General features: G+C 65.1%; 17 protein-coding genes, 1 tRNA gene and 7 pseudogenes. 11 read left to right on the top strand and 14 right to left on the bottom strand.

Annotated features, from left to right (window positions below):
* Window positions 1-29: 29 nt before the first annotated feature.
* Entirely contained in the window at window positions 30-1565 is a 1536-nt protein-coding gene (locus XAN126_RS0106405; RefSeq protein ID WP_029876800.1) for an efflux transporter outer membrane subunit, read from the bottom strand.
* A 120-nt stretch (window positions 1566-1685) separates the two neighbouring features.
* On the opposite strand from XAN126_RS0106405, the gene XAN126_RS0106410 reads away from it, so the two are divergent.
* Together XAN126_RS0106410 and XAN126_RS0106415 are read left to right on the top strand one after the other, a co-directional pair.
* Window positions 1686-2333, top strand: coding sequence for a TetR/AcrR family transcriptional regulator (locus tag XAN126_RS0106410; RefSeq protein WP_024277772.1), 648 nt, complete (start codon window positions 1686-1688; stop codon window positions 2331-2333).
* Window positions 2334-2764: 431 nt separating this feature from the next.
* A pseudogene (locus XAN126_RS0106415) lies at window positions 2765-3040 on the top strand (transposase); the annotation flags it as partial.
* A 43-nt stretch (window positions 3041-3083) separates the two neighbouring features.
* Here XAN126_RS0106415 and XAN126_RS0106420 read toward each other — a convergent pair.
* The 3 genes and pseudogenes from XAN126_RS0106420 to XAN126_RS0106430 all read right to left on the bottom strand — a co-directional run bounded on the left by XAN126_RS0106420 (window position 3084) and on the right by XAN126_RS0106430 (window position 6312).
* Window positions 3084-4640, bottom strand: a complete 1557-nt coding sequence (locus XAN126_RS0106420; protein WP_024277774.1) for an ISL3 family transposase — start codon at window positions 4638-4640, stop codon at window positions 3084-3086.
* 46 nt (window positions 4641-4686) lie between these two features.
* Window positions 4687-4942 (bottom strand): annotated as a pseudogene (locus XAN126_RS0106425) (ParB N-terminal domain-containing protein); the annotation flags it as partial.
* A 173-nt stretch (window positions 4943-5115) separates the two neighbouring features.
* Complete coding sequence (locus XAN126_RS0106430; protein WP_024277776.1) at window positions 5116-6312, bottom strand: hypothetical protein; 1197 nt, start codon at window positions 6310-6312, stop codon at window positions 5116-5118.
* Between the two features lie 319 nt (window positions 6313-6631).
* Between XAN126_RS0106430 and XAN126_RS27585 the strand changes: the two are divergent.
* Window positions 6632-6865, top strand: a pseudogene (locus XAN126_RS27585) (hypothetical protein); the annotation flags it as partial.
* Window positions 6862-7296 (top strand): annotated as a pseudogene (locus XAN126_RS26050) (P-type conjugative transfer protein TrbJ); the annotation flags it as partial. The pseudogenes XAN126_RS27585 and XAN126_RS26050, both read left to right, overlap by 4 nt.
* A 582-nt stretch (window positions 7297-7878) precedes the next feature.
* Here XAN126_RS26050 and XAN126_RS0106445 read toward each other — a convergent pair.
* The 7 genes from XAN126_RS0106445 to XAN126_RS26880 all read right to left on the bottom strand — a co-directional run bounded on the left by XAN126_RS0106445 (window position 7879) and on the right by XAN126_RS26880 (window position 15655).
* Window positions 7879-8931, bottom strand: a complete 1053-nt coding sequence (locus XAN126_RS0106445; protein ID WP_024277777.1) for a hypothetical protein — start codon at window positions 8929-8931, stop codon at window positions 7879-7881.
* Between the two features lie 89 nt (window positions 8932-9020).
* The gene (locus XAN126_RS0106450) at window positions 9021-9839 is read right to left on the bottom strand and encodes a hypothetical protein (protein WP_024277778.1); all 819 of its coding nucleotides are present in this window, start codon (window positions 9837-9839) and stop codon (window positions 9021-9023) included.
* Between the two features lie 211 nt (window positions 9840-10050).
* Window positions 10051-10953, bottom strand: a complete 903-nt coding sequence (gene puuE / locus XAN126_RS0106455; protein WP_024277779.1) for an allantoinase PuuE — start codon at window positions 10951-10953, stop codon at window positions 10051-10053.
* Window positions 10950-12143 carry an amidohydrolase gene (locus XAN126_RS0106460; protein ID WP_245272224.1) on the bottom strand — a complete coding sequence of 398 codons (1194 nt, stop codon included), beginning with the start codon at window positions 12141-12143 and terminating at the stop codon, window positions 10950-10952. Before XAN126_RS0106460 ends, puuE begins: the two co-directional genes overlap by 4 nt.
* A complete protein-coding gene (locus XAN126_RS0106465; RefSeq protein WP_197024101.1) occupies window positions 12136-13500 on the bottom strand; it encodes an aspartate ammonia-lyase in 1365 nt (454 codons plus the stop codon). The genes XAN126_RS0106460 and XAN126_RS0106465 overlap by 8 nt, the downstream gene beginning before the upstream one ends.
* On the bottom strand, window positions 13494-14519 hold the full coding sequence (locus tag XAN126_RS0106470; protein ID WP_024277782.1) for an asparaginase: 1026 nt from the start codon (window positions 14517-14519) through the stop codon (window positions 13494-13496). Before XAN126_RS0106470 ends, XAN126_RS0106465 begins: the two co-directional genes overlap by 7 nt.
* A gap of 26 nt (window positions 14520-14545) precedes the next feature.
* On the bottom strand, window positions 14546-15655 hold the full coding sequence (locus XAN126_RS26880; RefSeq protein ID WP_024277783.1) for a CapA family protein: 1110 nt from the start codon (window positions 15653-15655) through the stop codon (window positions 14546-14548).
* 204 nt (window positions 15656-15859) lie between these two features.
* Between XAN126_RS26880 and XAN126_RS0106480 the strand changes: the two genes are divergently transcribed.
* Together XAN126_RS0106480 and XAN126_RS0106485 are read left to right on the top strand one after the other, a co-directional pair.
* Entirely contained in the window at window positions 15860-17185 is a 1326-nt protein-coding gene (locus XAN126_RS0106480) for an MFS transporter (protein ID WP_024277784.1), read from the top strand.
* A gap of 72 nt (window positions 17186-17257) precedes the next feature.
* Window positions 17258-17950, top strand: a complete 693-nt coding sequence (locus XAN126_RS0106485; protein WP_024277785.1) for a GntR family transcriptional regulator — start codon at window positions 17258-17260, stop codon at window positions 17948-17950.
* A gap of 318 nt (window positions 17951-18268) precedes the next feature.
* Here XAN126_RS0106485 and XAN126_RS0106490 read toward each other — a convergent pair whose 3' ends face one another.
* Window positions 18269-18862 carry an integrase core domain-containing protein gene (locus XAN126_RS0106490; RefSeq protein WP_024277786.1) on the bottom strand — a complete coding sequence of 198 codons (594 nt, stop codon included), beginning with the start codon at window positions 18860-18862 and terminating at the stop codon, window positions 18269-18271.
* 12 nt (window positions 18863-18874) lie between these two features.
* Here XAN126_RS0106490 and XAN126_RS26885 point away from each other — a divergent pair.
* The 4 genes and pseudogenes from XAN126_RS26885 to XAN126_RS26890 all read left to right on the top strand — a co-directional run.
* Window positions 18875-19368 (top strand): annotated as a pseudogene (locus XAN126_RS26885) (transposase); the annotation flags it as partial.
* A gap of 45 nt (window positions 19369-19413) precedes the next feature.
* Window positions 19414-19575 (top strand): annotated as a pseudogene (locus tag XAN126_RS28920) (DUF932 domain-containing protein); the annotation flags it as partial.
* A 12-nt stretch (window positions 19576-19587) separates the two neighbouring features.
* Window positions 19588-19794, top strand: a complete 207-nt coding sequence (locus XAN126_RS28925; protein WP_245272358.1) for an ATP cone domain-containing protein — start codon at window positions 19588-19590, stop codon at window positions 19792-19794.
* Window positions 19715-20344, top strand: a pseudogene (locus tag XAN126_RS26890) (ribonucleoside-diphosphate reductase subunit alpha); the annotation flags it as partial. The gene XAN126_RS28925 and the pseudogene XAN126_RS26890, both read left to right, overlap by 80 nt.
* Window positions 20345-20902: 558 nt before the next feature.
* Here the strand turns inward: XAN126_RS26890 and XAN126_RS0106505 are convergent.
* A tRNA-Gly gene (locus tag XAN126_RS0106505) sits at window positions 20903-20977 on the bottom strand.
* A 160-nt stretch (window positions 20978-21137) separates the two neighbouring features.
* Window positions 21138-21611, bottom strand: a complete 474-nt coding sequence (locus XAN126_RS0106510) for a cupin domain-containing protein (RefSeq protein WP_024277789.1) — start codon at window positions 21609-21611, stop codon at window positions 21138-21140.
* Between the two features lie 125 nt (window positions 21612-21736).
* Between XAN126_RS0106510 and ettA the strand changes: the two genes are divergently transcribed.
* Window positions 21737-23392 carry an energy-dependent translational throttle protein EttA gene (gene ettA / locus XAN126_RS0106515; RefSeq protein ID WP_024277790.1) on the top strand — a complete coding sequence of 552 codons (1656 nt, stop codon included), beginning with the start codon at window positions 21737-21739 and terminating at the stop codon, window positions 23390-23392.
* Window positions 23393-23400 lie beyond the last annotated feature (8 nt).

A 23400-nucleotide genomic window follows, 5' to 3' on the forward strand; every position in this document is an offset into this window, starting at 1 on the left:
GCACCCGGGAGGGGGGCTTTGCAGCCCGCTCAGTGGTCCTGGAAATAACCGGCGTTGGTGCGGGGCTCGGCCTGCGCCGTCTGATCCACACGGTTCCACCAGCCGCCCCCCAGGGCCTGGAAGAGCGCCGCCGTATCGGTGAAGCGGGCGGCCTGCGCCTTCACCCGCGCCACCACCGCCTGCTGGAAGTTCTGCTCGGCGGTGAGCACCGAGGGATAGGTCACCGCGCCGGCGAGATACTGGGTGCGGGAGATCTTCACGCTCTCCTGCGCGGCCTTTTCGTAGGCGAGCTGGGCCTTCAGCGTGCTGGCATCGGCCTCGATGGCGCGCAGCGAATCCGCCACGTCGCGGAAGGCGGTGATGACCGTGCTCTTGTACTGGGCCAACGCCTGCTCGTTGCTGGCGACGGCGGATTCCTTGTCGTGATAGAGCGTCCCGCCGTCGAATACCGTCTGTGCGACGCTGCCCGCGATGCTCCAGGCGGCGGTGCCCGGCGAGAACAGGCTGTCGGGGGTGAGGCCGGCCCGGCCGTAGCTGCCGGTGAGCTGAACCTGCGGCAGCATGTTGGCCACGTTGACGCCCACCGTGGCGGTGGCCTTGTGCAGGCTCGCCTCCGCCGCGCCGATATCGGGCCGCTGCCGCACCAGGGCGGACGGCACGCTCACCGGCAGGTCGCGGGGCAGGGTGAGGCTGGCGAGGGTCACGTGCTCGCCCCGGTCCTCGCTGGGCAGCCGGCCGAGATAGGCCATCAGCTGGTTGCGTTGCTGGGCGAGCTGCTTCTGCAGCGGCGGCAGGGTCGCCTGGGTCTGGGCGAGGTTCGACTGCTGGGATAGCACGTCGGATTGGGCCACCGCGCCCAGCTCGAACTGGCGCTGGACCAGCTTGAGCTGTTCCTGCTCGGACTTGATGATGTCGTTGGTCGCCTCGATCTGCGCGCGCAGGGAGGCGTCGGTGATGGCGGCCGTGACCACGTTTGAGGTGAGGCTGAGATAGGTCGCCTCCAGCTGAAAGCGCTGGTAGTCCGCCTGCGCCTCCAGCGCCTCCACCTGCCGGCGGGTGCCCCCCCATACGTCGAGCACATAGCTGACGCTGACCGAGGCATTGTAGAGATTGTAGGGGCTGGTGTTGCCGCTCTCGCCCTGGTTCGCCAGCGAGGTGACCTGCCGCGTGGCGCTGCCGTTTGCCGACACCTGCGGAAACAGGCTGCCCTCTCCTGCCAGCGCGTTTTCGCGCGCCGCCCGAAGCGCAGCCTGAGCGGCGGCGATGTCCGGATGGTTGCGGATCGCTTCCGCCACGAACGCATCGATCTGCTTGTTGCGGAACACCCGCCACCATTCGCCGGGCAGATCTCGGCCACGGAGAAAGACCTGGCTGCTACCGCCATGGACATTGGCGGACGTCGTGGGCAGGGGCGTGCCTTCGGGCAGGTAGCCGTTGACGCGTGGCGCATCGGGCGCCGCGAAGTCCGGCCCCACCGTGCAGCCGTTCATGAGCAGCAGGGAAGCTGCGAAGACGCCCCCCTTGAGGCGGGGGGCGAGCCGGGAGAGGGCAGACAGGTCTCGCATGTTTGAAGGCACCCGCATACAGCCGATCTGAACCGAACCGTTCAGTTCGGCAAACGAGTAGGGCCAGATAAATCGAGAGTCAATATGGACTGAACCGTACAGTTCGATTAAGTTGAAGGCATGTCGGAATGCAACGCTTCATCCCTTGAGCCGCAAGACTCCAGCAGCCTCAGACCCAAGGCCCGCGAGGCCCTCAAGGCGGCCCGAGCCGTGTTCCTGGAGGCGGGCTACGACGGCGCCACCATGGATGCGATCGCGCGCGCCGGGGCGTTGTCCAAGGCCACGCTGTATGCGCACTTCCCCGGCAAGGCCGCCCTCTTCGAGGAGCTGATCCGGGTTGAGTGCCGGGCGGTCAACGCCGGCCTTTACAGGCCGGCCCCGGAGAGCGCCTTCGTCTCGAAGGAGCTGCACAAGGTGGCGACCAACTATCGTCGCATCTTCGCGCATCGGGAGGGCCTCGACATCTTCCGCATCCTGATCCCGGTCGCGCCCCGCTTTCCCCGTCTCGCTCAGGTTTTTTATGATGAAGGGCCAGGTGCCGCGATCCGTCAGATCGCGGCCTATCTCGGCGCGCTGAGCGACACCGGCCGCCTGCGGATTCCCGATGGCGAACTGGCGGCGCACCAGTTTCTCGCGTTGGTCACCGAAGACATCAAGCTGAGCGGAGCCCTGGGTTTCCCTTCCCCAAGCAGTGGCGCGGCCGATCGCCTGATCGAGACCGGCATCGCGATGTTCCTCGACTTCTACAAGGCGGAGCCGAAGCCTTGAACGGCAGGAATATGTATGGGTGGAATGGGCGCCTGCTTGCGAATAGGGGCAAGCCGGTTTCGAAGCGCCGCAGGAGGAAGAAACAGCCTTGCGCAAGGATGCTCTGGAAAACAGAAGGCGCCTGATCGAAGCAGCGCGGACCATCATGCGCGAGCGGGGACATGATGTTCCGCTCGAATTGATCGCGGAACCCGCCGGGATTACACGGGGAGCGCTTTATCGCAACTTTGTTGATCGCGCCGATCTGTTCAAGGCTGTCCTTGATGATGAGATCTCTGCCCTGAAGGATGAAATCCAATCGGATGGCTCCCTGGGCATCTTCATTGTCATGCGCCAGCTGATCGAAGTGAGCGACCTCTATCACGCCTTCGCCTCATCCTTGCAGGACACCGCCGACCCCGCCGAGGCCTGCTCGCCGGCCGACCTGCTGCGAGATGGATCATCACCTGGCGGGCGACGAGACCGGCAACAGCCGCAACGGCTATGGACGGAAGACGGTCACCACCGAGACCGGCCGGATCGAGCTGGAGATCCCGCGGGACCGGCAGGCGACGTTCGATCCCCAGCTCATCGCCAAGTACCAGCGGCGCTTCCCCGGCTTCGACGACAAGGTCGTGTCCATGTATGCCCGCGGCATGAGCGCCCGGGAGATCGTCGGGCACCTGCGCGAGCTCTACGGCATCGAGGTTTCTCCCGACTGTGTTTCGGCATGGAATATTGGGTCTGACGCATGTCTGGTGATCGGAGGGGTCAGGCGGCGCCGATGAGGCGGGCTTCGAGGAGATCGAGCTTGGCGCGTCCGTACATCTGGCGCTTGACCAGCTTGAGCCTGTTGACCTGCCCTTCTGTTTGGCCGTTGGACCATGGCTCGCGAATGGAGGCAAGGACCGCCTCGCGATCCTTGAGAATGCCGCGGGCAAATGCGTGCAGAAGACTCTCTTGTGCTGCCGCGATCCAGGCGTCCAGGCCGGCGGCAGCCTTGGTCCTGACCATATGGTGGAACCGCATGATGAGCTTGCGGGCCGCATCGAGGTCCGGCACGCCAGCCTCGATGGCGGCGACGGTCACGGTCGCAGCTCTACCGAGGTGATCACGACCGGTTGTCATCAGGTGGGCGATCATCCTGGCAGATGGGATTTTTTGCATACCCTGATGACTGACCTGTTCGGCCCGTCTGCGCCGGGTGGCCCATTCCGTCACCACACGCAAGGAACCGCCAAACCCACGGAGCTGTAAATGGCGCCATAGCTCGGCGCCGTTCCTGCAGCCACCGGTCCAGGCTTCATCGAGAACGGGCAAAAAGGGCTCCAGGGTGCTGGCATTTGTGAAGAAGAGATCGGTCCGCATACCCCGAACCACCTTGCGGACCAGGCCACGGCTATGCCCCAGACGGCGCACGATATCTTTGATCGACACACCCTCCCGGTGCAGGGCGAGAATGGCGGCGTTGTCGTCCTCGCGCCGCAGGTAGCCATCATATTGAAGGCGCTCGGCGGCGGTCAGCAGCCTGGGACTGATGGTGGTCGCGCCAATCGTGCCCCGGATGGCCCGCATGGACTTGCGCACGACGTCGAGAAAGGCCGCGCTGGCATTTTCGATAAGGTGCCAGCGGTCGGCAACCTGGAGCGCATCCGGTAAGGCCTGTGTACCAGCCTCGCCGTATCCGGCGCCGCGATCGCGCGATAGCACCCGGATGGTGGGATGCCGCGCCAGGAATGCCTTGACCGTTGCGGCGTCACGATCCGGCAACAGCTTGACGACCCGGTGCCGCTCCAGATCACAAACGATGGTGCCATATCGATGGTTGCGCCGAAACGCCCAGTCATCGACCCCCACGATCACTAACGCCTCAGTGGGGCTTTGGGCGTGACGGCGCACAACCCGCAAAAGGGTATCATTGCTGACGGGCAGCATCAGCCTCCTGGCAAAGTTGGCCGCGGGCCGCCCGCCGAGAGCGAGACCGAGATGACGAACCAGCACTTCGAGACGTGTTGTCCGGCGCGCCCGCATCCCGAACAGTCCCTCTCCGAAGCGTTCCGCGAAGATCCGTTGCTGACAACGGGATGCTGTGCAGACAAAGCGCCGAGTGGTAATACGCAGTTCCAGGCGCCGCCCGCTACAGGGCAGATCTGAAACAGTACGGATGTAGCGGCTATGAATGCGCCTCGATGGCGCCGAGCATCGCGGACAAGAGCGGCTCGCGGCGGCGGCCCTGGCATGTACGATGAGGGTGCCACCCGCCTCCGTGACCTGCTCGGTCACCAGATCGGGTGGGATTAGATTGGACAGGCGAAGCTCGGGCCACATGGCGCTGATTCTCCATCGAGATCCGCACCACTTCGGTCCCAAACATCATCAAAAGTGAGTCAGACCCGATAGCGCCGCCCGCCGGCGGGGATCTCGTACATGCCGGTCTCGACGCCATCGGCATCGACCACGGCGCGGACGTTGAGGCCCTGGAGCAGACCGCGTCGGGCGATGTCCTCGGCGAGTTCCTCGATGGAAATGCCCGCCTTCACCCGGCGCACGTTGGACTGGCTCAGCACCAGCTTGTTGAAGGGGATGTCCCGCGAGGACGAAAGGGTGATCTTCTGAACGGCCGTGGCCATGGGACGTTGCTCCACGACGGGCAGCCGGAGAACCTCTCTCTGACCTCCAACCCGTCACGAAACACGGCGCCGCCCTCTTCCTCGAAGGGCAGCGCCGTAGAACCGACAATCCAGAAAGCTGGGACGCCGTACGGCCGGAGACACGGCATTCCGTATCTCCGGCACTGCGGATCTCAGGTAGCCCGGTCGAGGAGCTTCTTCGCCCTCGCCTCCAGATCGAGGCGGGCGTCCTGGTGCGGCTTGTCCCGCGCCACCGCGGTGATGCCCTGCACGAAGTCGAAGATGCTCTCGGGTTTCCGGCCCTCCTCGGCGAGCACGGTGTCGATCACCTTCTGCGTCTCGGCCTTGGAAAATCCCTTGCGGCGGAGGAACTCGGTGCGGTCCTCGTCGGTGCGGGCCGCGATGCGCTCGCGGGCCGCCCTGATGCCGTTGATGAAGGGCATGGGCGAGGAATTGGCGAAGCGCTCAAGGGCGGGCGCTGCCTGATGGGCGAAACGGGAGGCAGCGTATTTTGAGTGGCGGATGGTGATCTCCTCGAAATCCTCCACGCCCCAGAGGTTGCGGTTCTGACAGACGGCCCGCAGATAGAAGCTGGCGATCCCCAGCGCCTTCGCCCCCACCTCTGAGTTCCAGCAATAAAAGCCCCGAAAGAACAGGTCGGGCGAGCCATCCGGGAGCCGCCCGGCCTCGATGGGGTTGAGGTCGTCCACCAGGAACAGGAAGACGTCTCGGTCCGAGGCGTAGAGCGTGGTCGTGTCCTTCGCGATGTCGACGCGGGGATTGTAGATGCCAGTCGACCAATCGAGCACGCCCGGCACCTTCCAGCGGGTGTCGCCGGTACCATTGCCCGCGATCCGGCGCACGGCATCCACCAGCTCATGATCGTAGATGCGGCCGTATTCGGGACCGGTGACGGCCCGGAGCTCGACGCGGCCATCCTCCACCTCCAGCGTCTTGACCTGCTCGGCGCGGTGCGTCAGCAGGCCGTGCTGCAGGTTGATGCTGGCGAGCGACGCGGGAAGCTGGCGCAGATAGGACGCCGGTGCCCCAATGAGGCTGGCGAGCTGGCCGAAGCTCCAATGGGTGGGCGCCACGGGAGCCTCCGCCCCCGGTAGAGCGAGCGTGATCCGGTCCGGCGCCTCTCGCCGCGCCTCGACGCGGATCGACGCGCTCTCGACGGTTCGCGTCCGGCTCCGGTCGGAGCGGCGGCGCACGGCGCCATACAGCTCAGACAGGGACAGGTAGCGCTCGTCCGCCGGGCGGGAGAACCACTCCGACGACACCCGTCCGTTCCGCTCGCCGCGGCTCGCATCCACCTTGTATCCGCCGGCCACTGCCCGGCTCGCGTCAAAAACCTGAACATCAGTCATGGGATCAAACTCCATGACGGGCGCCGGAAGCCTCTCTCCCGGCCTTCACACGTCACAGAAATCTGGTCCAACCTCTCACTCTCGGTAGGCGAAAGGACCTCCCGTACGCGGGAGAGGTGGTCTGCCGGACAGCCGCACGGCTTTTCCGCGCTTTCGCTGACCGGTCGGGCAGGGGGGTCGCCTACGCTGGAGCGCGCCACGGCTTTCCCTGCCGCGCTTACCGCCAGCTTACCGATATGACTGAGCCGTTGCCGGTAAGCAGAAAACGCCCCGAAGGACGCTTGCTAAGAATTTGATTTTCTTGGGAAAATTTTGAGCGAAGCGGGACTATTACTGCCAGTCCCGGCGCGGCAACCGCCTGTTCGAGCTTGGCCTGTCGCAGGTGGCGCTCGCTTTGTGCGCCGCCGCGTCCAAGACCGACCAGGCCGCGCACTCGCAGATCCTCGCCGAGCAAGGGCGCGACGGCTTCCTCGCTGCCTGGCTGCGCCATCGGGGACTGAGTTGGGCCGCCGACCTCATCCCCACCCTCGACAATCTGGAGCCACGCTCATGATCCGCTCGATGCGGCGGGCAGCGCTCGTCGCCGCGCCGCTTCTCCTGTGCGCGCTGGCGCCGGCGGCCGCGCAATATGTGGTCTACGACCCCTCGAATTATGCCCAGAACCTCCTCCAGGCGGCGCGCGCCCTGCAGCAGGTCACCAACCAGATCACCTCGCTGCAGAACGAGGCGCAGATGCTGATCACCAGGCCCGCAACCTCGCGAGCCTGCCATACTCCTCCCTCAGCGCGCTGCAGCAGTCGGCCCAGCGCACGCAGCAGTTGCTCGGGCAGGCCCAAGATCGCCTATGACGTCGGCGCCATCGACCGGGCGTTCCAGGGCCAGTACGGCTCGGTCTCCCTGAGCAGTTCGGATGCCGCCCTCGTCACCCAGGCCAGGACCCGCTTGGAGACCACGGTCGCCGGCCTCCAGGATGCGCTGCGGGTGGCCTTTCGGCGGCGACCAATTGCGCGCCGGGGAACACGGCCCTAGGCGCCTGGCTTGCAGACCATCGAAGAGCCCGCAAGCAATCACTCATTGATCGGTGAAGGCAGGCGAAGCAGTCGAGCGAGCTTCCGGCGACCTTCGACGAAATCGCCACCGGCGATTGCTGCGCCACGCTGCTTCATGGCCTTTCGGTGCAGGCACGCGACGGAGTCAGCCGACGGCGGCTCGATGCGATGGTGAGTGTCATACTTCACGCGTTCGACACCATGGCGGAAGGGAACGCGGAGCCGCCATCTCCAAGTAGGCGGTGACGTCTGGGGATACGCTCAATACGGACTAAAGTCGCGCTACGTTCCCTTTATGATTGACGTCGACCTCCACGGATGCGGATATTGCGCCGTAGCGCGGATGCTGGCGGGTAGCAACACTCACAGCCGGCCGGATCGCTCAGGACGTGAGCGGTCAGGCCGGAAGAGAGCTTTGTCTTCGGGCGCCGACGGCTGCGACGGCGCCTGGCTTTTCGGATGGCGGCGACTAGCGGACGACGCAGCTTGCATGTCTACGGCCGCCGCTCGGCGCTCGTCAGAACTTCGCCGTCATGCCAGTGGCCACGGCGTTCATCATACAGCTGTTCGTGCTCACGCCGTGCAGCGTGCAGACATAAGGCGCCGAATCCGCCGGATTGCCGTATTGGTTCTGCCAGTAGCGGTAGGCGACCCACACATCCAGCGTATGGGAGCGCACTTCCCCGAACATGGCCTTGCCCGCGTCGAAGATCAGACGGACCGGCTCCGCATTGACTTCGACCTGATACCCCTTGGATCCGGTGATATACGCCGGCAGCCCGTTCCACGGCCCCTTGGGGCCGTAGATGCCCGCCCGGCCGCTGATCGAAAAATACCTCACGGACTCAGGCAGAAACCCGAGCGGAAGGTAATAGTTCAGTTCGAAGGCCCATGTATTTTTGTAGTTGATGGTGCCGTCCGAATTGCAATTCGGAGCCGCCGCCGCAAAGGGACCTCCGCACTGAGTGAACCCGTTATGCCCTGTCTCGAATTTAAACAGGGGGGCGACGTTCAGATATCCCCCATACGGCAGGTTGAAGGCGAACTGGATGCCGGCGACCAACATCCGTTTCGCCGACGCGTAGTAGGTATTCTGGCTGTCGAAATCGAGGCCCACCTCAAGCGATACATCCTTCAGTGGGCCGACATGGAACATGTTCGTATTGAAAATCTCATTGAAGCCCAGGGTACTCCGCAACAGGCCGTAAAAATCGCTCCCTCCAGCGCAATCGGCGTAAACGACTGCGCTGCCCGTGAAAATCTGCCCCGCATTCGTGCAGGGGCCGGCGGGATCGCTCGAAGTTGACTGAAACAGGCCCGCATAGAAGAAATTGGTTCCAAACTTCCATGTGCTGAAGTGCGTGTACTCCAAGGCGTACATGTCCGTCGTGCCGGTGATCTGGCCGTTTGGATGTACGGTATAGTTCCCTGCGTCCGTCGCCCCAAATATGTACGATATGCTGATTCTGTTATCGAGGTAATCGAACAGCTGATCTGCCGCTTCTGTCCTTCCGAGAAAGGTCAAAAGCGTGAATGCAACACCGGCACATGTCTTAAGTAGGGAGTTCATTGGCTTATCCTCTGGAGTTTTGTGTTTTTGAGGTTTGGCGTGCGCGCCCGGTTATGGGGCGCGCATCGCGGGACTTCGTCAGACGGACGTCACGGCTTGACGAGCTTCGGCCGGTCACCGCTGAAATCGATCCACGGATTGGTGCCAAGCACATCGGCGCCGGCCACGCTGGGATCGTCGTAGCGCATGACGAAATGCTGCGGGCCGTGGGCGTGGGCCACCGTCAGGCCGCTGGGGGCGCTGAGGAAAGCCGCGTGTGGCACGAGCCCGGAATAGCTCAGCCGCAGGGCATTCCCGCCGCCATCCACGGGACCCACCGTGAGTTTCACGATCTCGCCGCTGGTCAGCCGGAAGAACCAGGTCCAGGGGCCGCCGGATACAACGGTCATCACCTCGTCGATGCCCAATCCGTCGTCGGATGTGTTGACGTGGAGCTTGGCGTATTTGGCCTGGAGCGCGTACAGGATGTTCGCGGGGATGGCCTTCATGTCGAAGACCTTGGGATACGGCGTATCGCCGATCTCCGAGGTCGAGAGATAGCCGCCGCGGTGCGCCTCGGGCTGGCGCCCCGCGGTGGCGATCTCCTGCAGGAGCTGCCCGCGGTGCATCGCGAAGAGCGCGCTGATCCGCCCGGTTTCATCGGCGGAAATGGCGCGAGTCCTGGACGCTTCGAGGATGGGGCGCGCTTCCGGAGGAATGGGAACTTCGCTGACATGGACGCCGATCTGCCGCAGGACCCGGTTCGTGTTTTCAATCCCTGTTTCGGCGGGGCTGCCGTCGAGATGGGAAAGCTTCACGGTGTTTCCGACCGCACCCGCGTGCGCGGCGAGAGGCATCACGGCGATCGAGGCGATCGTCGCGGTTGCAAATAGTGTGTTTACGGCGAAGGTGATGAACTGGAACATCATTGGATTTTCTCCTTTCACTTGTTTTGGTCATGCTTAATCCTCCTGGAGGATCGTGGTTGCGCGGGGTGTGACGCCGCAATTCCGGCGAACCAAGCGGTCCGCCGGGAGCGATGTTTCTCAGCGCGAAATGATCGGATGCCGCAGCCACTCGTGGATCAAAGGCTAGTGGTTCGACCGCGACAGACGAGTTCCATCTGTCGTGGTCGAACCACTAGCGCGGGTGGGCGGCGTGCCAGTGGCGCGCGATGTCCGCGCGGGTCGTGATCCAGACGCGCGGCTTCTCCGCCACCCGGTCGAGAAACCGCGCCAATGCGGCGGTCCTGCCCGGGCGGCCGGCGATCCGGCAATGCAGTCCCACGGACATCATCTTCGGAGCGCCCCTTCGGCCTTCCTCATAGAGAAAATCGAAGCTGTCCTGCAGGTAAGAGAGAAACTGGTCTCCCGAATTGAAGCCCTGCGGCGAGACAAAGCGCATGTCGTTCGCGTCGAGACTGTAGGGCACGATCAGGTGGCGCTTGTCGTTCCTCTCCACAAAGTAGGGGAGATCGTCGCAATAGGAGTCCGACGAATACAGAAGACCGCCGTGGTCCATCACGATGTCGAGGGTCTGCTCCGAGATGCGCCCCGTGTACCAGCCGAGCGGGAGAGTGCCCGTCACCTGGCGGTGAAGGTCGAGCGCGGCCTTGAAATGCGCCTCCTCCTCGGCACGGGCGAAGTCCTTGTAGTCGATCCAGCGCAGCCCGTGCGAGGCGACTTCCCAGCCCGCGTGCTGCATCGCCGCGACAGCCGCCGGATTAGCCGCCAGGGCGGAGGCGACGCCGAAGACCGTGAGCTTGAGGCCGCGATCCGTCATGAGGCGCCACAGGCGCCAGAAGCCGGCCCGCGAGCCATATTCGTACAGCGACTCGACGTTGAGGTTTCGCTGGCCGACATAGGGCTGGATGCCGACAAGCTCGGAAAGATAGCTTTCCGACGCCGCGTCGCCGTAAAGCGGGGAGTTTTCGCCGCCTTCCTCGTAGTTCAGGACGATCTGAAGCGCGAGGTAGGCATCGCCTGGCCAATTCGGGTCGGGTGGCGCCTCGCCATAGCCGATCATGTCGCGTACATGGGTCATGGCCGGGCCTTTCGATGGGTGTCGCCGCCGGGAAGACGCCGGGGATCCTGCGCCAGCGCCGCGGCGGCGACGCGGCACAGGAAGTCGATGCCGAAGGGGATTGCCGCGTCGGCGAAGTCGAAGCGCGGGGAATGCAGGGGTGCGCTGTCGCCATTGCCGATGAAGGTGAAGGCGCCGGGCCGCTCCGCCAGGAAATCGGCGAAGTCCTCGGAAGCGAGGATCGGTCGGGCGTTGGAATCGACGGCTTGGCCGCCGACCAGTGCGCCGGCCACCTCCACCGCGAGCGCCACCTGGTCTGCGGCGTTGACGGTGGCAGGGTATTCACGCCGGTAGAGGACTGTCGCCGCGACACCGAAGCCGGCTGCAATTTTCGGCACCATGTCGCAGAGCCTCTCCTCGATGGCGCGGCGCGCCGGCTCGTGGAGGGCGCGGACGGTGCCCCTGATCGTCGCCGTTGCGGGGATGACGTTCTCCCGCTCGCCGGCCTGGAAGCAGGTGAGCGAAACCACCGCAGATTCGATCGGATCGAGCGTGCGCGCGGTGATCCGCTGGACGGCCTGCACGATGGCGGCGCCGGCAAGCACCACGTCGTCGGCGAGGTGGGGCGCCCCGGCATGTCCGCCACGTCCGCCCAGTGTGATGGTCACGAGGTCGGACGCCGCCATGAGCGGGCCGGCGCGGGTGGCGAAATGGCCCACGGGCAGGGCCGGCATGGCGTGCAGACCATAGATTTCAGCAATGCCGAAGCGGTCGAGCACGCCATCGTCGATCATCGCCCTGGCTCCGGCGCCGCCCTCTTCGGCCGGCTGGAAGACGAGGGCCACCGTGCCGGAAAAGTCGCGGGTCGCGGCGAGGCGCCTTGCCGCGCCGAGCAGCATGGCCGTATGGCCATCGTGGCCGCAGGCATGCATCCGTCCGGCAGCCCGCGAGGCGTAGGGCAGTCCGGTTGCCTCGCTGATCGGCAGCGCGTCCATGTCCGCGCGGAGCCCAACCACGCGGCCGGACGTCCCGGCGCCGCCGATCAATGCGACGATGCCGCTCCCGCCTATTCCCGTTTCGATGCGATCGACGCCGGCCTCCACGAGGCGCTCGGAGACGAAGCGTGTCGTCCCGGGCAGGTCGTAGAGCAACTCCGGGTTGGCGTGGAGGTGGTGGCGCCAGGCGACGCAGGTCTCGATCACATCATCCATGGCTGACATCCGCGCCTTCGGCCAGAACCTCGGCGATGCTGCGTCCGCTCGACAGCGCGCGGTGGGCGATCTCCGCCGCCCTGGCATAGCCGAGGCGCGGGGCCAACTCCGTCGCCATGGCGGTGCTGCGGTCGAGATGAAGCGCGCAGGTGTGGGCGTTCGCGCCGAGCCCGCGGATGCACTTGTCGGCCAGAGCCCGGCAGCCGCGCGTCAGAAGGTCGAGCGAGGTGAGGATGTTGTAGGCCATCACCGGCTCCATGGCATTCAGCTGGAGCTGACCGGCCTCGGAGGCGAGCGTCACGACGAGATCGGCGCCGATCACCTGGAAGGCGATCTGATTGACCATTTCCGGGATCACGGGATTGACCTTGCCCGGCATGATGGACGAGCCGGGCTGCATGGCGGGGAGGCTGATCTCGCCGAGGCCGCCGCGCGGTCCGCTGGAGAGCAGCCTGAGGTCGTTGGCGATCTTGGAGAGCTTGGTCGCCGTCCGCTTCAGCATGCCGGAATAGAGGACGAGCCCGCCCGTATCCCAGGACGCCTCGACAAGGTCGAGCGCCGAGGTCAGCGGCAGGCCGGAGAGCGCGGCAAGCTCCGCGACGGCCATCGCGCGATAGGCCGCCGGGGCGTTGACGCCGGTGCCGATGGCCGTTCCGCCGAGATTGACCTCGTTCAGCAAGGTGCCGATCTCGGCGAGCCGTGCGATGTCCTCCCGCAGGGTCGAGGCGAAGGCACGGAACTCCTGGCCCAAGGTCATGGGCACCGCATCCTGGAGCTGGGTGCGGCCGAGCTTGCGGATGCCGGCGAAATCGCGCGCCCGCGCTTCCAGTTCGCGCACCAGGGCGTCGAGCGCCCGGCACAGGCGGGCGTTGCCCGTGAGCACTGCGATGCGGATCGCGGTGGGATAGGCGTCGTTGGTGGATTGCGACAAATTCACATGGTCATTGGGGTGGACGACGTCGTAGCGGCCGCGCGGAACGCCGAGCCGATCCGCCGCGAGATTGGCGACGACCTCGTTCATGTTCATGTTGGAAGAGGTGCCCGCCCCGCCCTGGAGCACGTCCACGCCGAACGCTTCCATGTGGCGCCCGGCGATGATCGTGTCGCAGGCATCCTCGATGGCGACCGCCAGGCGCTCCGGCAGGAGGCCGAGGCGATGGTTGGCGCGCGCCGCCGCCTTCTTGACCAGAGCGAGCCCCCGGACCAGATCGGGGAAGTGGCCGATGGGAATGCCCGAGGCATTGAAGTTGGCGAGGGCCCGCGCAGTCTGGGCGCCGTAAAGGGCATCTGAAGGCACCTCCACGTCGCCGAGCGAATCCCGCTCCATCCGCATGGCTGGGTTCTGAATGCTCACGATATCGTCTCCGGATGGGGCTGGGGGCTGCCCGAGGCCCGGGCGAGGAACCGGGCTGCGACGTCCTCCCCGTCGTCCTGCGACATCAGCAGCAGGGAAAGGAGCAGCCGGGCCTTGAGGCCGCACAGGTCGCCGGCATGCAGGACGCCGGCGGACAGAAGGTCCATCTCGGAGCCCGGATAGGCATAGGTGGCCCGCAGGACGGGCCCTTCCGGGCAGCGGCTCGCGAGCACCACCGGCATCTTCGTGGCCAATTCGCGAACCGCCGGCACGAGCCCGGCAGAGACGTGCCCGCCGCCTGCCCCCTCGATGACGAGGCCGCCATAACCAAGGTCTGGCAGGCATTTCAGAATTCGGTCGTCGGCGCCCATCGCGAAGCGGAACAGGGCAACCGGAACCTCGCGGGCCGGATCGATGGAATGGATGGGCGCCACACGCCCGACGCAGCCCGAGACACGCACCTCATCCTCGGCTACGGACCCCAGCGCTGCCCGTCCGACAGAACGGAAAGCGGCGAGGCTGATGGTGTGGGCCTTGCGGACGAAGCGGGCGGCATGGATCTCCCCGTCGAAGACAACGAGCGTCCCCTTGCCGACGCTCCGTGCATCGGCGGCGACGCGCACCGCGTCGGCAATGTTGGCTGGGCCGTCCGCTCCGGGGGCGTCGCTCCCGCGCATCGCGCCCGTCACCACCACGGGCTGATCCCCAGACATGAGGCAATCGAGAAGAAAGGCCGTCTCCTCCAGCGTGTCGGTCCCCTGGACCACGACGGCGCCGTCGCAACCTTCGGCGAACCGCTGTCGCAGGCCGCGCGCCAACGCGATGATCTGGGCGATGCCGAGGGAGGCGCTGGGCAGCGCCGCCAGCGGCCAGGTCTCGATTTCGGCGAGGGACGCGAGCACCGGGGTCCTAAGCAGGAGATCATCCGGCGCCAGCGTCGGCACGAGGCCCGGTGCCGCGGCCTTCGTCATGGCGATCGTTCCGCCGAGCGAAGCAATCAGGATGCGCTGTTTGTTGGTCATGGCGTTCGCTGCTGCCCTGAGCGTCGTCAGGATGCGGCCGATTCGGGAACGGCAGCGGCCCGGGCAAAACAGGCCACCGCCTCCGAGCCGTCGATCTCGATCCGGGTGCCCATGGTCGCCGACAGACGCCGGAACCGATCGAGGATCGGCCGCGCGGCCTCTTCGTTCGCGATGATGACGGGCATGCCCTGCGCGTCGCATTCGGTGGCGCGAAACTCCATGGCTTGGACACCCGCGGCCCCAAACGTGATCCGGCTGACCAGCGACCAGGGATCGATCTGCGCGAAGATTTCCCGCTGAACCGGGGTCGCGTTCGCCCAGTCCTGCTGCGCGATGTGGTTGCCGAGGCTGTAGAGGATCGGTCGGCCCCGGTAGGTCTCAATACCCGCGGGGCTGTGGGGGTGGTTGCCGAGGACGAGGTCGGCGCCGGCGTCGATGATGGCGTGGCCGAGCGGACGCTGATACTCCGCCTGCGGGTCGCCGCGGCCGTAGCCCCAATGGACGCTGACCACGAGATGATCGACGCTCGGGCGCAGCGTGCGGATGGCCTCCACGAGACGCGCGACGTCCTCCGGCCGGACCCGGCTGCGCACAGCAATGGGTGCCCCGGGCTCGGTCGCCAGCAGGATGGGGTGAAGCTCCGCCCACTGGTCCACCCGGAGCGGGGCGATACCCGGACGCGCCTCGGTCGCGGCATAGTCCGGCGGCAGCAGGCACGAGACCGCGAGAAAGCCGATCCGTTGTCCGGCGGCGGTGACCACCTTCGGCGTCATCGCGTCGTCGATCGTGCGTCCTCCGCCGACGGGCGCGATGCCGGCTGCCCTCAGGTGGTCGAGCGTCTCCAGGAAGGCTGCGGGGCCGAAGTCGCAGGTGTGGTTGGTGGCGACCGTCATGATGCCGAAACCGGCCTGCCCGAGATCGCCGGCGATGGCGGGGTCGGCGAGATAGGCGATGGGCGCATCGGTCCGGTAACCCTGACGCGCAAACTGGACCTCGCAGGAGCCCCAGACAAGGTCGGACTGCCGCAGGTAGGCCAGCGTGCCGGCGTAGCCCGGGTGGAGCGCCCCCCGCTCGTCGAACAGCCTGTTTCTGATGACGATGTCACCTGCCGCGGCCAATACCGGAAAATCGCGCATCTTTTTATCCATATTTTTTTGATGTTTTATTGATGCGCGTTGAAATATTCCCGTCAAGAGGAAAATTCCGCCACCCCCGTCGCGCGACGCGACCTCCGCCATCGCGAGCGTATGGCACCAGGTTGACTAATTGAAATTTTTTTGATGTTTCTATGAAGAGCGCGGGGACGCGTCCAAGATTCAAAGACAGATGGGGATGGGAGAATGAGCAGCGTCGAGAACACCGCCGCCATGCCGACACGCGTGTCGGACGATCTGAGTCCGATCTACCGGAAGATCGCCTTGCGGCTCATCCCGATCCTGATGCTGCTTTGGGTCATGGCGTGGATCGACCGGGTCAACGTGAGCTTCGCCAAGCTCCAGATGATAGACGAGTTGCGTTTCAGCGATGCCGTCTACGGTCTGGGCGCGGGCATCTTCTTCATCGGCTACCTGCTGTTCGAGGTGCCGAGCAACCTTCTGCTCCAGAGGATCGGCGCGCGGCGCACCATCGCGCGGATCGCCATCGGATGGGGCGTTACCTGCGCGCTGATGTCCCTCGTGACGACACCGGCGGCCTTTTATGCGCTGCGCTTTCTCCTCGGCGCCTTCGAGGCAGGCTTCTTCCCGGGCGTCATTCTCTATCTCACGCTCTGGTTTCCCAGTGACCGGAGAGCCAAGGTCTTCGGCATCTTCATGTCCTCGGTGGCGCTCTCGGGCGTGTTCGGCGGGCCGCTCGCCGGGGTCATCATGAGCGCGCTTCATACCCATCTGGGATTGTCGGGATGGCAGTGGCTGTTCGTCCTGGAGGGGGGGCCGACGGTGCTGATCGGCGTCTTCTGCCTCTTCTATCTCACCAACCGGCTGGAAGATGCGCGCTGGCTTTCGCCGGAGGAGCGTGCCGCCGTCGCCGCCGACCTGGAACGCGACCACATCCTGCTCGGCGACCGCGAGCACGATTTCCTGGCGGTCATCCGCGATCGGCGCTTATGGATGTTCACGGCCATCTATTTTTGCGTGATCGTCGCCAATGCCACGGTTGCCTTCTGGGGGCCGACCATCATTCGTGGAGCGGGAGTGGCCGATCTGCCGACCATCGGATGGATCGTTTCCGGAGCCTCGCTGCTCGGCTCCGCCACCATGATCCTCAACGGCTTCATCGCCGACCGCACCGGCCGCCCGCTCATCCTGTGCGTTCTGTCCCTTCTGGTGGCCAGCGCCGCGCTTGCCACCATGGCGGCAAGCCTCCACAGCACTGCAGCGGTCACGATCATTGCCTTCGCCTTCGCGCTATCGGGGGCCTACGGCACGATCCCGGTCTTCTGGCAGATGCCCAACCGGCTCTTCGCAGGCACCGCGGCTGCGGGCGGAATCGCGGTCATCAATTCGTTCGGCAACCTTGGCGGCTTCCTCGCGCCCTATGGGCTCGGCCTTGCGGCGAGCGAGACCGGCGACATCGCCGGAGGCCTGTTCGCAGTCAGCCTCGTCGTTCTTGTGGCCGCCCTGGGGATCGTTGCCGCCCGGCGATTTTTTCCCCCGGGCACCGTATGATGCGGCGGAAACGCCGCTCACGCCCAGTTGCCGGCGGCTGTGCTCCGCTAAGGATGCAGGTCGGATCGATCAATGAACGAGAGCAGGGCTGAACCCAAACTTTCCCTCGGAGAGCGTGTCTACGAGGATTTGCGCGTGGCCATCACGCTCGGCGAGATCCCGCAGGGCCAGGTGTTCAACGAGGCCGATCTCATCGCGCGCTACAAGGTCAGCACCTCACCGTTGCGCGAAGCCCTGACCCGGCTGCGGCAAGACGGACTCGTGAAGGTCATCCCGCGGCGAGGTTACGCGGTTGTTGAACTCACTCTGCGTGATTTCCACGAATTGGTGCAAATGCGCATGATTGCGGAGGGGGCCGCCGCGGAATTGGCGGCCCCGCGGATCACGGAACAGCATGTCGCCGAGATGCAGCGCTTGTCATCGGCGACCCTTGTGGTCGGCGATGCCCAGAGCTACAGGAACTTCATGCGCGCCAACCAGGCGTTCCACGAGCTGATTTCATCCGTCGCTGACAACACCCGACTCCTGAAGGTGACGACGCAGACGTTCGACGAGATCCAGAGGGTGTTGTTTGCTGGGCTGGGCGAGATCGAGGCTGACGATCTCAGGCACGATCACGACGACATCATCGCGGCACTCGCAAGACGGGATGGACCAGCGGCTCGCAGGGCGGTGATCGAGCATATCAAGCTGTCGCGAGACCGGGTCGTGCAGAGGATGCTGCGGCGGGACCGGCCATTGGAGGATCTCCGCCTGATGCCGTGAGTGTAGATGGAGAAGCATGAGCGCTGCGCGAGACCGCGGCGCGCAAGGTCATTCTCCCTTCGCGCCGTGAGGCAGGCCGTCGCTGTTTGCCAAGGATCTGCGTTCCGCTCCCAGAGGGACGCCCCCCACTTCAAGTACTGCATCCGTTCGCCCAGCGTTCCCAGCGCGCGATTCAGTCAGACACTCTGATCGATGCCGTTGATGGACCAGGTCTGGTGACCTGAGCCCCAGAGCCTCTTCCAGATTTGGGTAGAGTCCATCGATCAGTGATCCGAGACCATTCGTTGGACCGCCGGAAGTTAGAGTTTCCGGCACGGCTCACGGCGGTGGGCTGGGTGCGCCGCCGGAGTTCTGCAATGTGATCGGCGGCTTATGGCCGATGGCCCCATGCGGCCGATCCTCGTTGTAGTATCTGAGCCAAGCCTCCATCTTTTCAGCCGCGTCGGCAAGCGTCAGGAACCAGTGGGTGTTCAGGCATTCACTTCGGAAGCGCCCGTTGAAGGCCTCGATGAAGGCGTTGTCGGTGGGCTTTCCCGGCCGGGAGAAGTCCAGCGTGACGCCCCTCGCATAGGCCCATAGGTCGAGATCCCGGGAGACGAACTCCGAGCCCTGGTCGACCCGGATCGTCCGTGGATAGCCCACCCGCCCGCAGACCTTCTCCAGCGTCGTGACCACGTCCTCGGCACGATAGCTGAAGCGCGGATCGACCACCGGCGAGAAACGCGAGAAGGTATCGACCACGGTCAGCACGCGGATCTCCAGCGGCGCCATCCCCTCGTACTTCTTCTTCCAGTTGAAATAGGTCGCCTGGCTGATGCCGGCCCGGCGGCAGATATCCGCCACCGGCATCCCATCAGCGCCCTGCTTGAGAATGAACGCCTTCTGGGCCTCCGAAAACTTCGATGCCTTCATCGTCTTCCGCTCCTCCCGGCCACCGTCGTGCGCGCCCATGTCTCCGCCGCCGGGGCAAAAGGGGGCAGCAGGGCCAGGCCCTCGGCCGCTCGCGCGGCGGCTTCTCCACCAAGATCCACCTCAAGAGCGACTTCGACGGCCAGCCGATCGCCTTCCACCTGACCGGTGGTGAGGCCGGCGACAGTCCGATCTTCAAGCTGCTGCTGGATCTGGGCCCCGACATCACGCCGCGCGCGGCTCTCGCTGACAAGGGCTATGACGCCAAGGCCAGGGTGGAAAGCCCTGGCAGGATCGACGCTCGGCTACCTATCTCGAGTTTCAGAAGCGGATGCACATGGCCAGCGTTGAGCATCGCGAAAATGCCGCCGCGGCGCGCCTTCTCGCCGATCTCGCCGGGCGATTTGTGGATACCTATGACGGTGGACCCCTGCCTGCGGGTATTCGGCCGGCGTTCCGACCGCATTGTCGAGAGTGAGAGGTTGGACCGGATGTCCGTGATGGGTTGAGGACCGGGGAAGAGGCTTCCGGCGCCCGTCATGGAGTTTGGTCCCATGACTGAGGTTCAGGTTCTGGATGGGCACCGCGATGCGGCGGGCGGATACAGGGTGGATGCGAGCCGCGGCGGGGTGATCGGCCGCGTGTCATCCGAGTGGTTCTCCCGGCCCGACGATGAGCGCTATCTGTCCCTGTCGGAACTGTACGGCGCGGTGCGCACCGACCAGATCGTGGCGGGCCTCACGCGGCGCGGTGGCCGCACCTTCCATATCGAGGACATCCAGGATCAGGTGGAACTGGCCCCGATGCGCGGCGAACACCACAAGGTGGCACGCGCCTATGTGCTCTATCGCGAGGACCGTGTTCTCGCCCGACGAGGCGCCAGATCTCCACGACCTTTATGGGCCGGCCTTCAAAACCGCCTATCTCGCCTATGAAGCGCAGGCGGCGCGGGGCGAGATGACGGTCTGGAAGCAGGTGCGGGCGCTCGATCTGTGGCGGCGCATGTTGACCATGCTGTTCGAGACCGGCCATCCGTGGATCACCTTCAAGGACCCGAGCAATATCCGCTCACCCCAGCAGCATGCGGGCGTGGTGCATTCCTCCAACCTGTGCACCGAAATCACGCTGAATACCTCGGACGACGAGGTGGCGGTCTGCAATCTCGGCTCGGTCAACCTGTTCTCCCATATCGCCGATGGCCGCCTGGATATGGAGAAGCTGGCGCGCACGGTGCGCACCGCCATGCGCATGCTGGACAACGTCATCGACATCAATTTCTACACCATCCCCGAGGCGCGCCGCTCCAACCTCCGGCATCGTCCCGTCGGCCTCGGCATCATGGGCTTCCAGGATGCGCTTCAGGCGCTTCGCCTCCCCTACGGCTCGGACGCGGCGGTGCGTTTCGCGGATGAGAGCATGGAGGCAATCTCTTTCCATGCCATCTCCGCGTCGGTGGATCTCGCTGCCGAGCGCGGCCGCTACCCGCTCTACCTCGACGTCATGCAGGGGCGATTCGTCAGGGTATCCGGATATTCCATGCGTCAGCCTCTAGTGCGCGAGAAGAAGCCGCGTGTCTCGACCTTTCCTCTGCCGACATCCTAACGCCCCTGGCGGTTCTAACGGACCTCGCCCTAGCCTTCTTCGATCAGCAGCGGAGATCTTTGCGGAGCGAATCGTGCCAGCAACTATGCACACGTGCATTCAGCCAACGCGAAGGTTCAGGCACCCTTGCTATGATCAGCACCGTCGGTGCGTTGGTCGATGCCTAGGACAAGGCGTAGGCTCCCATCCCGCCGTCAGCCCCCGAAGCCGGCAACGCAGGTCGGGACTGCGAAGCCTGTGGTACGGGAGGAGCGGGAAGTGAAAAGGGCAGTGTGAACTTGGAGCAGCGTGATCCCCAGCCTGCTCCAGGATTTCCGAAAAGATCCGTTTTTTCGATTTCTCTCGGAGACAATATGGAGACAACGGGTCCCAAATTCGTCGCTGTCTCCAGCGAACGCGACGTACCAATTAAGGTACGTCACTGATTTTCTTGAGAGAAACTGGAGCGGGCGAAGGGATTCGAACCCTCGACCCCAACCTTGGCAAGGTTGTGCTCTACCCCTGAGCTACACCCGCATCCATTTGCCGGCGAGACAGTGTGTCGGCGGCAGGTGCGGTTCTATAGAAAATGCCGGCGGCGAATGCAACACCCCTTTGCATTCTTTCTCCGCCGGCCTGTGGATGGCTTGGCCGCTGCGCCGCCGCAAAGCCTTGCAGCGCAAGGCCACAATACCCCTCACTCCCGATGGATCGGGTCGATCCACTTCACCGCTTCCGGCTTCTCCACCGGCTCGATGTCGAGATTCACCACCACCGGGTCCTGGCCGGAGCGCACCAGCACGCATTCCAGCGTCTCGTCGGCGGAGGCGTTGATTTCCTGGTGGGGCACGAAGGGCGGCACGAAGATGAAGTCGCCGGGACCGGCCTCGGCCACGAACTCCAGATTCTCGCCCCAGCGCATGCGGGCGCGGCCCTTGACCACGTAGATGACGCTCTCGAGATCGCCGTGGTGGTGGGCGCCGGTCTTGGCGTCGGGGTGGATGTGGACGGTGCCGGCCCAGATCTTCTCCGCCCCGGCGCGGGCGCGGTTGATGGCGGTGGCGCGGTTCATGCCCGGGGTCTGGGCGGTATTGGGATCGAGGCGGTCGCCGGGGATCACCTGCACGCCGTCGGTGCGCCAGTCCTTGTGGTGGTGGTGGTCGGAACCCATCTTTTCCTCCAGAGCGCGCCGGCGGCATTCGTCTCGCGAAACAAGCTGCGAACCTTGCCGCGCCTCGCCTGCGAGGCTAGAACGGCGCCAACTTTCCCGCACCCCTTTTCAGGAGACGGCGGCCCATGGCCCCCTATCAGTACGCCTACCACATGCACGGCATGACCAAGACCTATGCCGGCGGCAAGAAGGTGCTCGATAACGTGCACCTCTCTTTCTACCCGGACGCCAAGATCGGCGTGCTCGGCAACAACGGCGCGGGCAAGTCCACTTTGCTGCGCATCATGGCCGGCATCGACAAGGACTTCACCGGCGAGGCGCGCCCCGCGGAAGGCGTGCGCGTGGGCTACCTGCCGCAGGAGCCGCCGCTCGATGCCACCAAGAACGTGCGGCAGAACGTGGAAGAGGGCGTGGCCAAGCAGAAGGCCATCATGGAGCGCTACAACGAGCTCGCCATGAACTATTCCGACGAGACCGCGGACGAGATGACCCGCCTGCAGGACGAGATCGAGGCGCAGGGCCTGTGGGACCTCGACAGCAAGGTGGAGCAGGCCATGAACGCGCTGGGCTGCCCGCCGGACGACTGGGAGGTGACGCGCCTCTCGGGCGGCGAGCGCCGCCGTGTGGCCCTGTGCCGCCTGCTGCTGGAGCAGCCGGAACTCCTGCTCCTCGACGAGCCCACCAACCATCTGGACGCCGAGACGGTGAACTGGCTGGAAGGGCACCTGCGCACCTATCCCGGCGCGATCCTGATCGTCACCCATGACCGCTACTTCCTGGACAATGTGACCGGCTGGATTCTGGAGCTGGATCGCGGCCGCGGCATTCCCTACGAGGGCAATTACTCTTCCTGGCTCGGCCAGAAGCAGAAGCGCCTCCAGCAGGAGGGCCGGGAAGACGAGGCCCGCCAGCGCGCCCTTTCGCGCGAGCAGGAGTGGATCGGCGCCTCGCCCAAGGCCCGTCAGGCCAAGAACAAGGCGCGCATCCAGCGCTACGAGGAGCTGCTGCAGCGCGCGTCCGAGCGCCAGCCCTCCGCCACCCAGATCGTCATCCCCGTGGCCGAGCGGCTGGGGCAGAACGTCATTGCCTTCGATCATCTCAGCAAGTCGTTCGGCGACAAGATGCTGATCGACGATCTCTCCTTCAAGCTGCCGCCGGGCGGCATCGTCGGTGTCATCGGGCCGAACGGCGCGGGCAAGACCACGCTGTTCCGCATGATCACGGGGCAGGAGAAGCCGGACGGCGGCTCCATCGAGATCGGCGACTCGGTGAAGCTCGGCTATGTGGACCAGAGCCGCGACGCGCTGGATGACAAGAAGACCGTGTGGGAGGAAATCTCCGACGGCAACGAGGTGATCTACGTCGGCAAGAAGGAGATCCCCTCGCGCGCCTATTGCGCGGCCTTCAACTTCAAGGGCGGCGACCAGCAGAAGAAGGTGGGCATGCTCTCCGGCGGTGAGCGCAACCGCGTCCACCTCGCCAAGGTGCTCCAGCGCGGCGGCAACGTGCTGCTGCTCGACGAGCCCACCAACGACCTCGACGTGGACACCCTGCGTGCCCTGGAAGAGGCGCTGGAGGATTACGCCGGCTGCGCCGTCATCATCTCGCATGACCGCTTCTTCCTGGACCGCATCGCCACCCACATGCTCGCCTTCGAGGGCGACAGCCACGTGGAATGGTTCGAGGGCAACTTCGCGGACTACGAGGAAGACAAGAAGCGCCGCCTGGGCACGGACTCGGTGATCCCGAAACGGATTCAGTACAAGAAGTTTTCGAGATAGTTGGCTAG

The organism is Xanthobacter sp. 126, assembly GCF_000526175.1.
Classification (GTDB): Bacteria; Pseudomonadota; Alphaproteobacteria; order Rhizobiales; family Xanthobacteraceae; genus Xanthobacter; species Xanthobacter aminoxidans.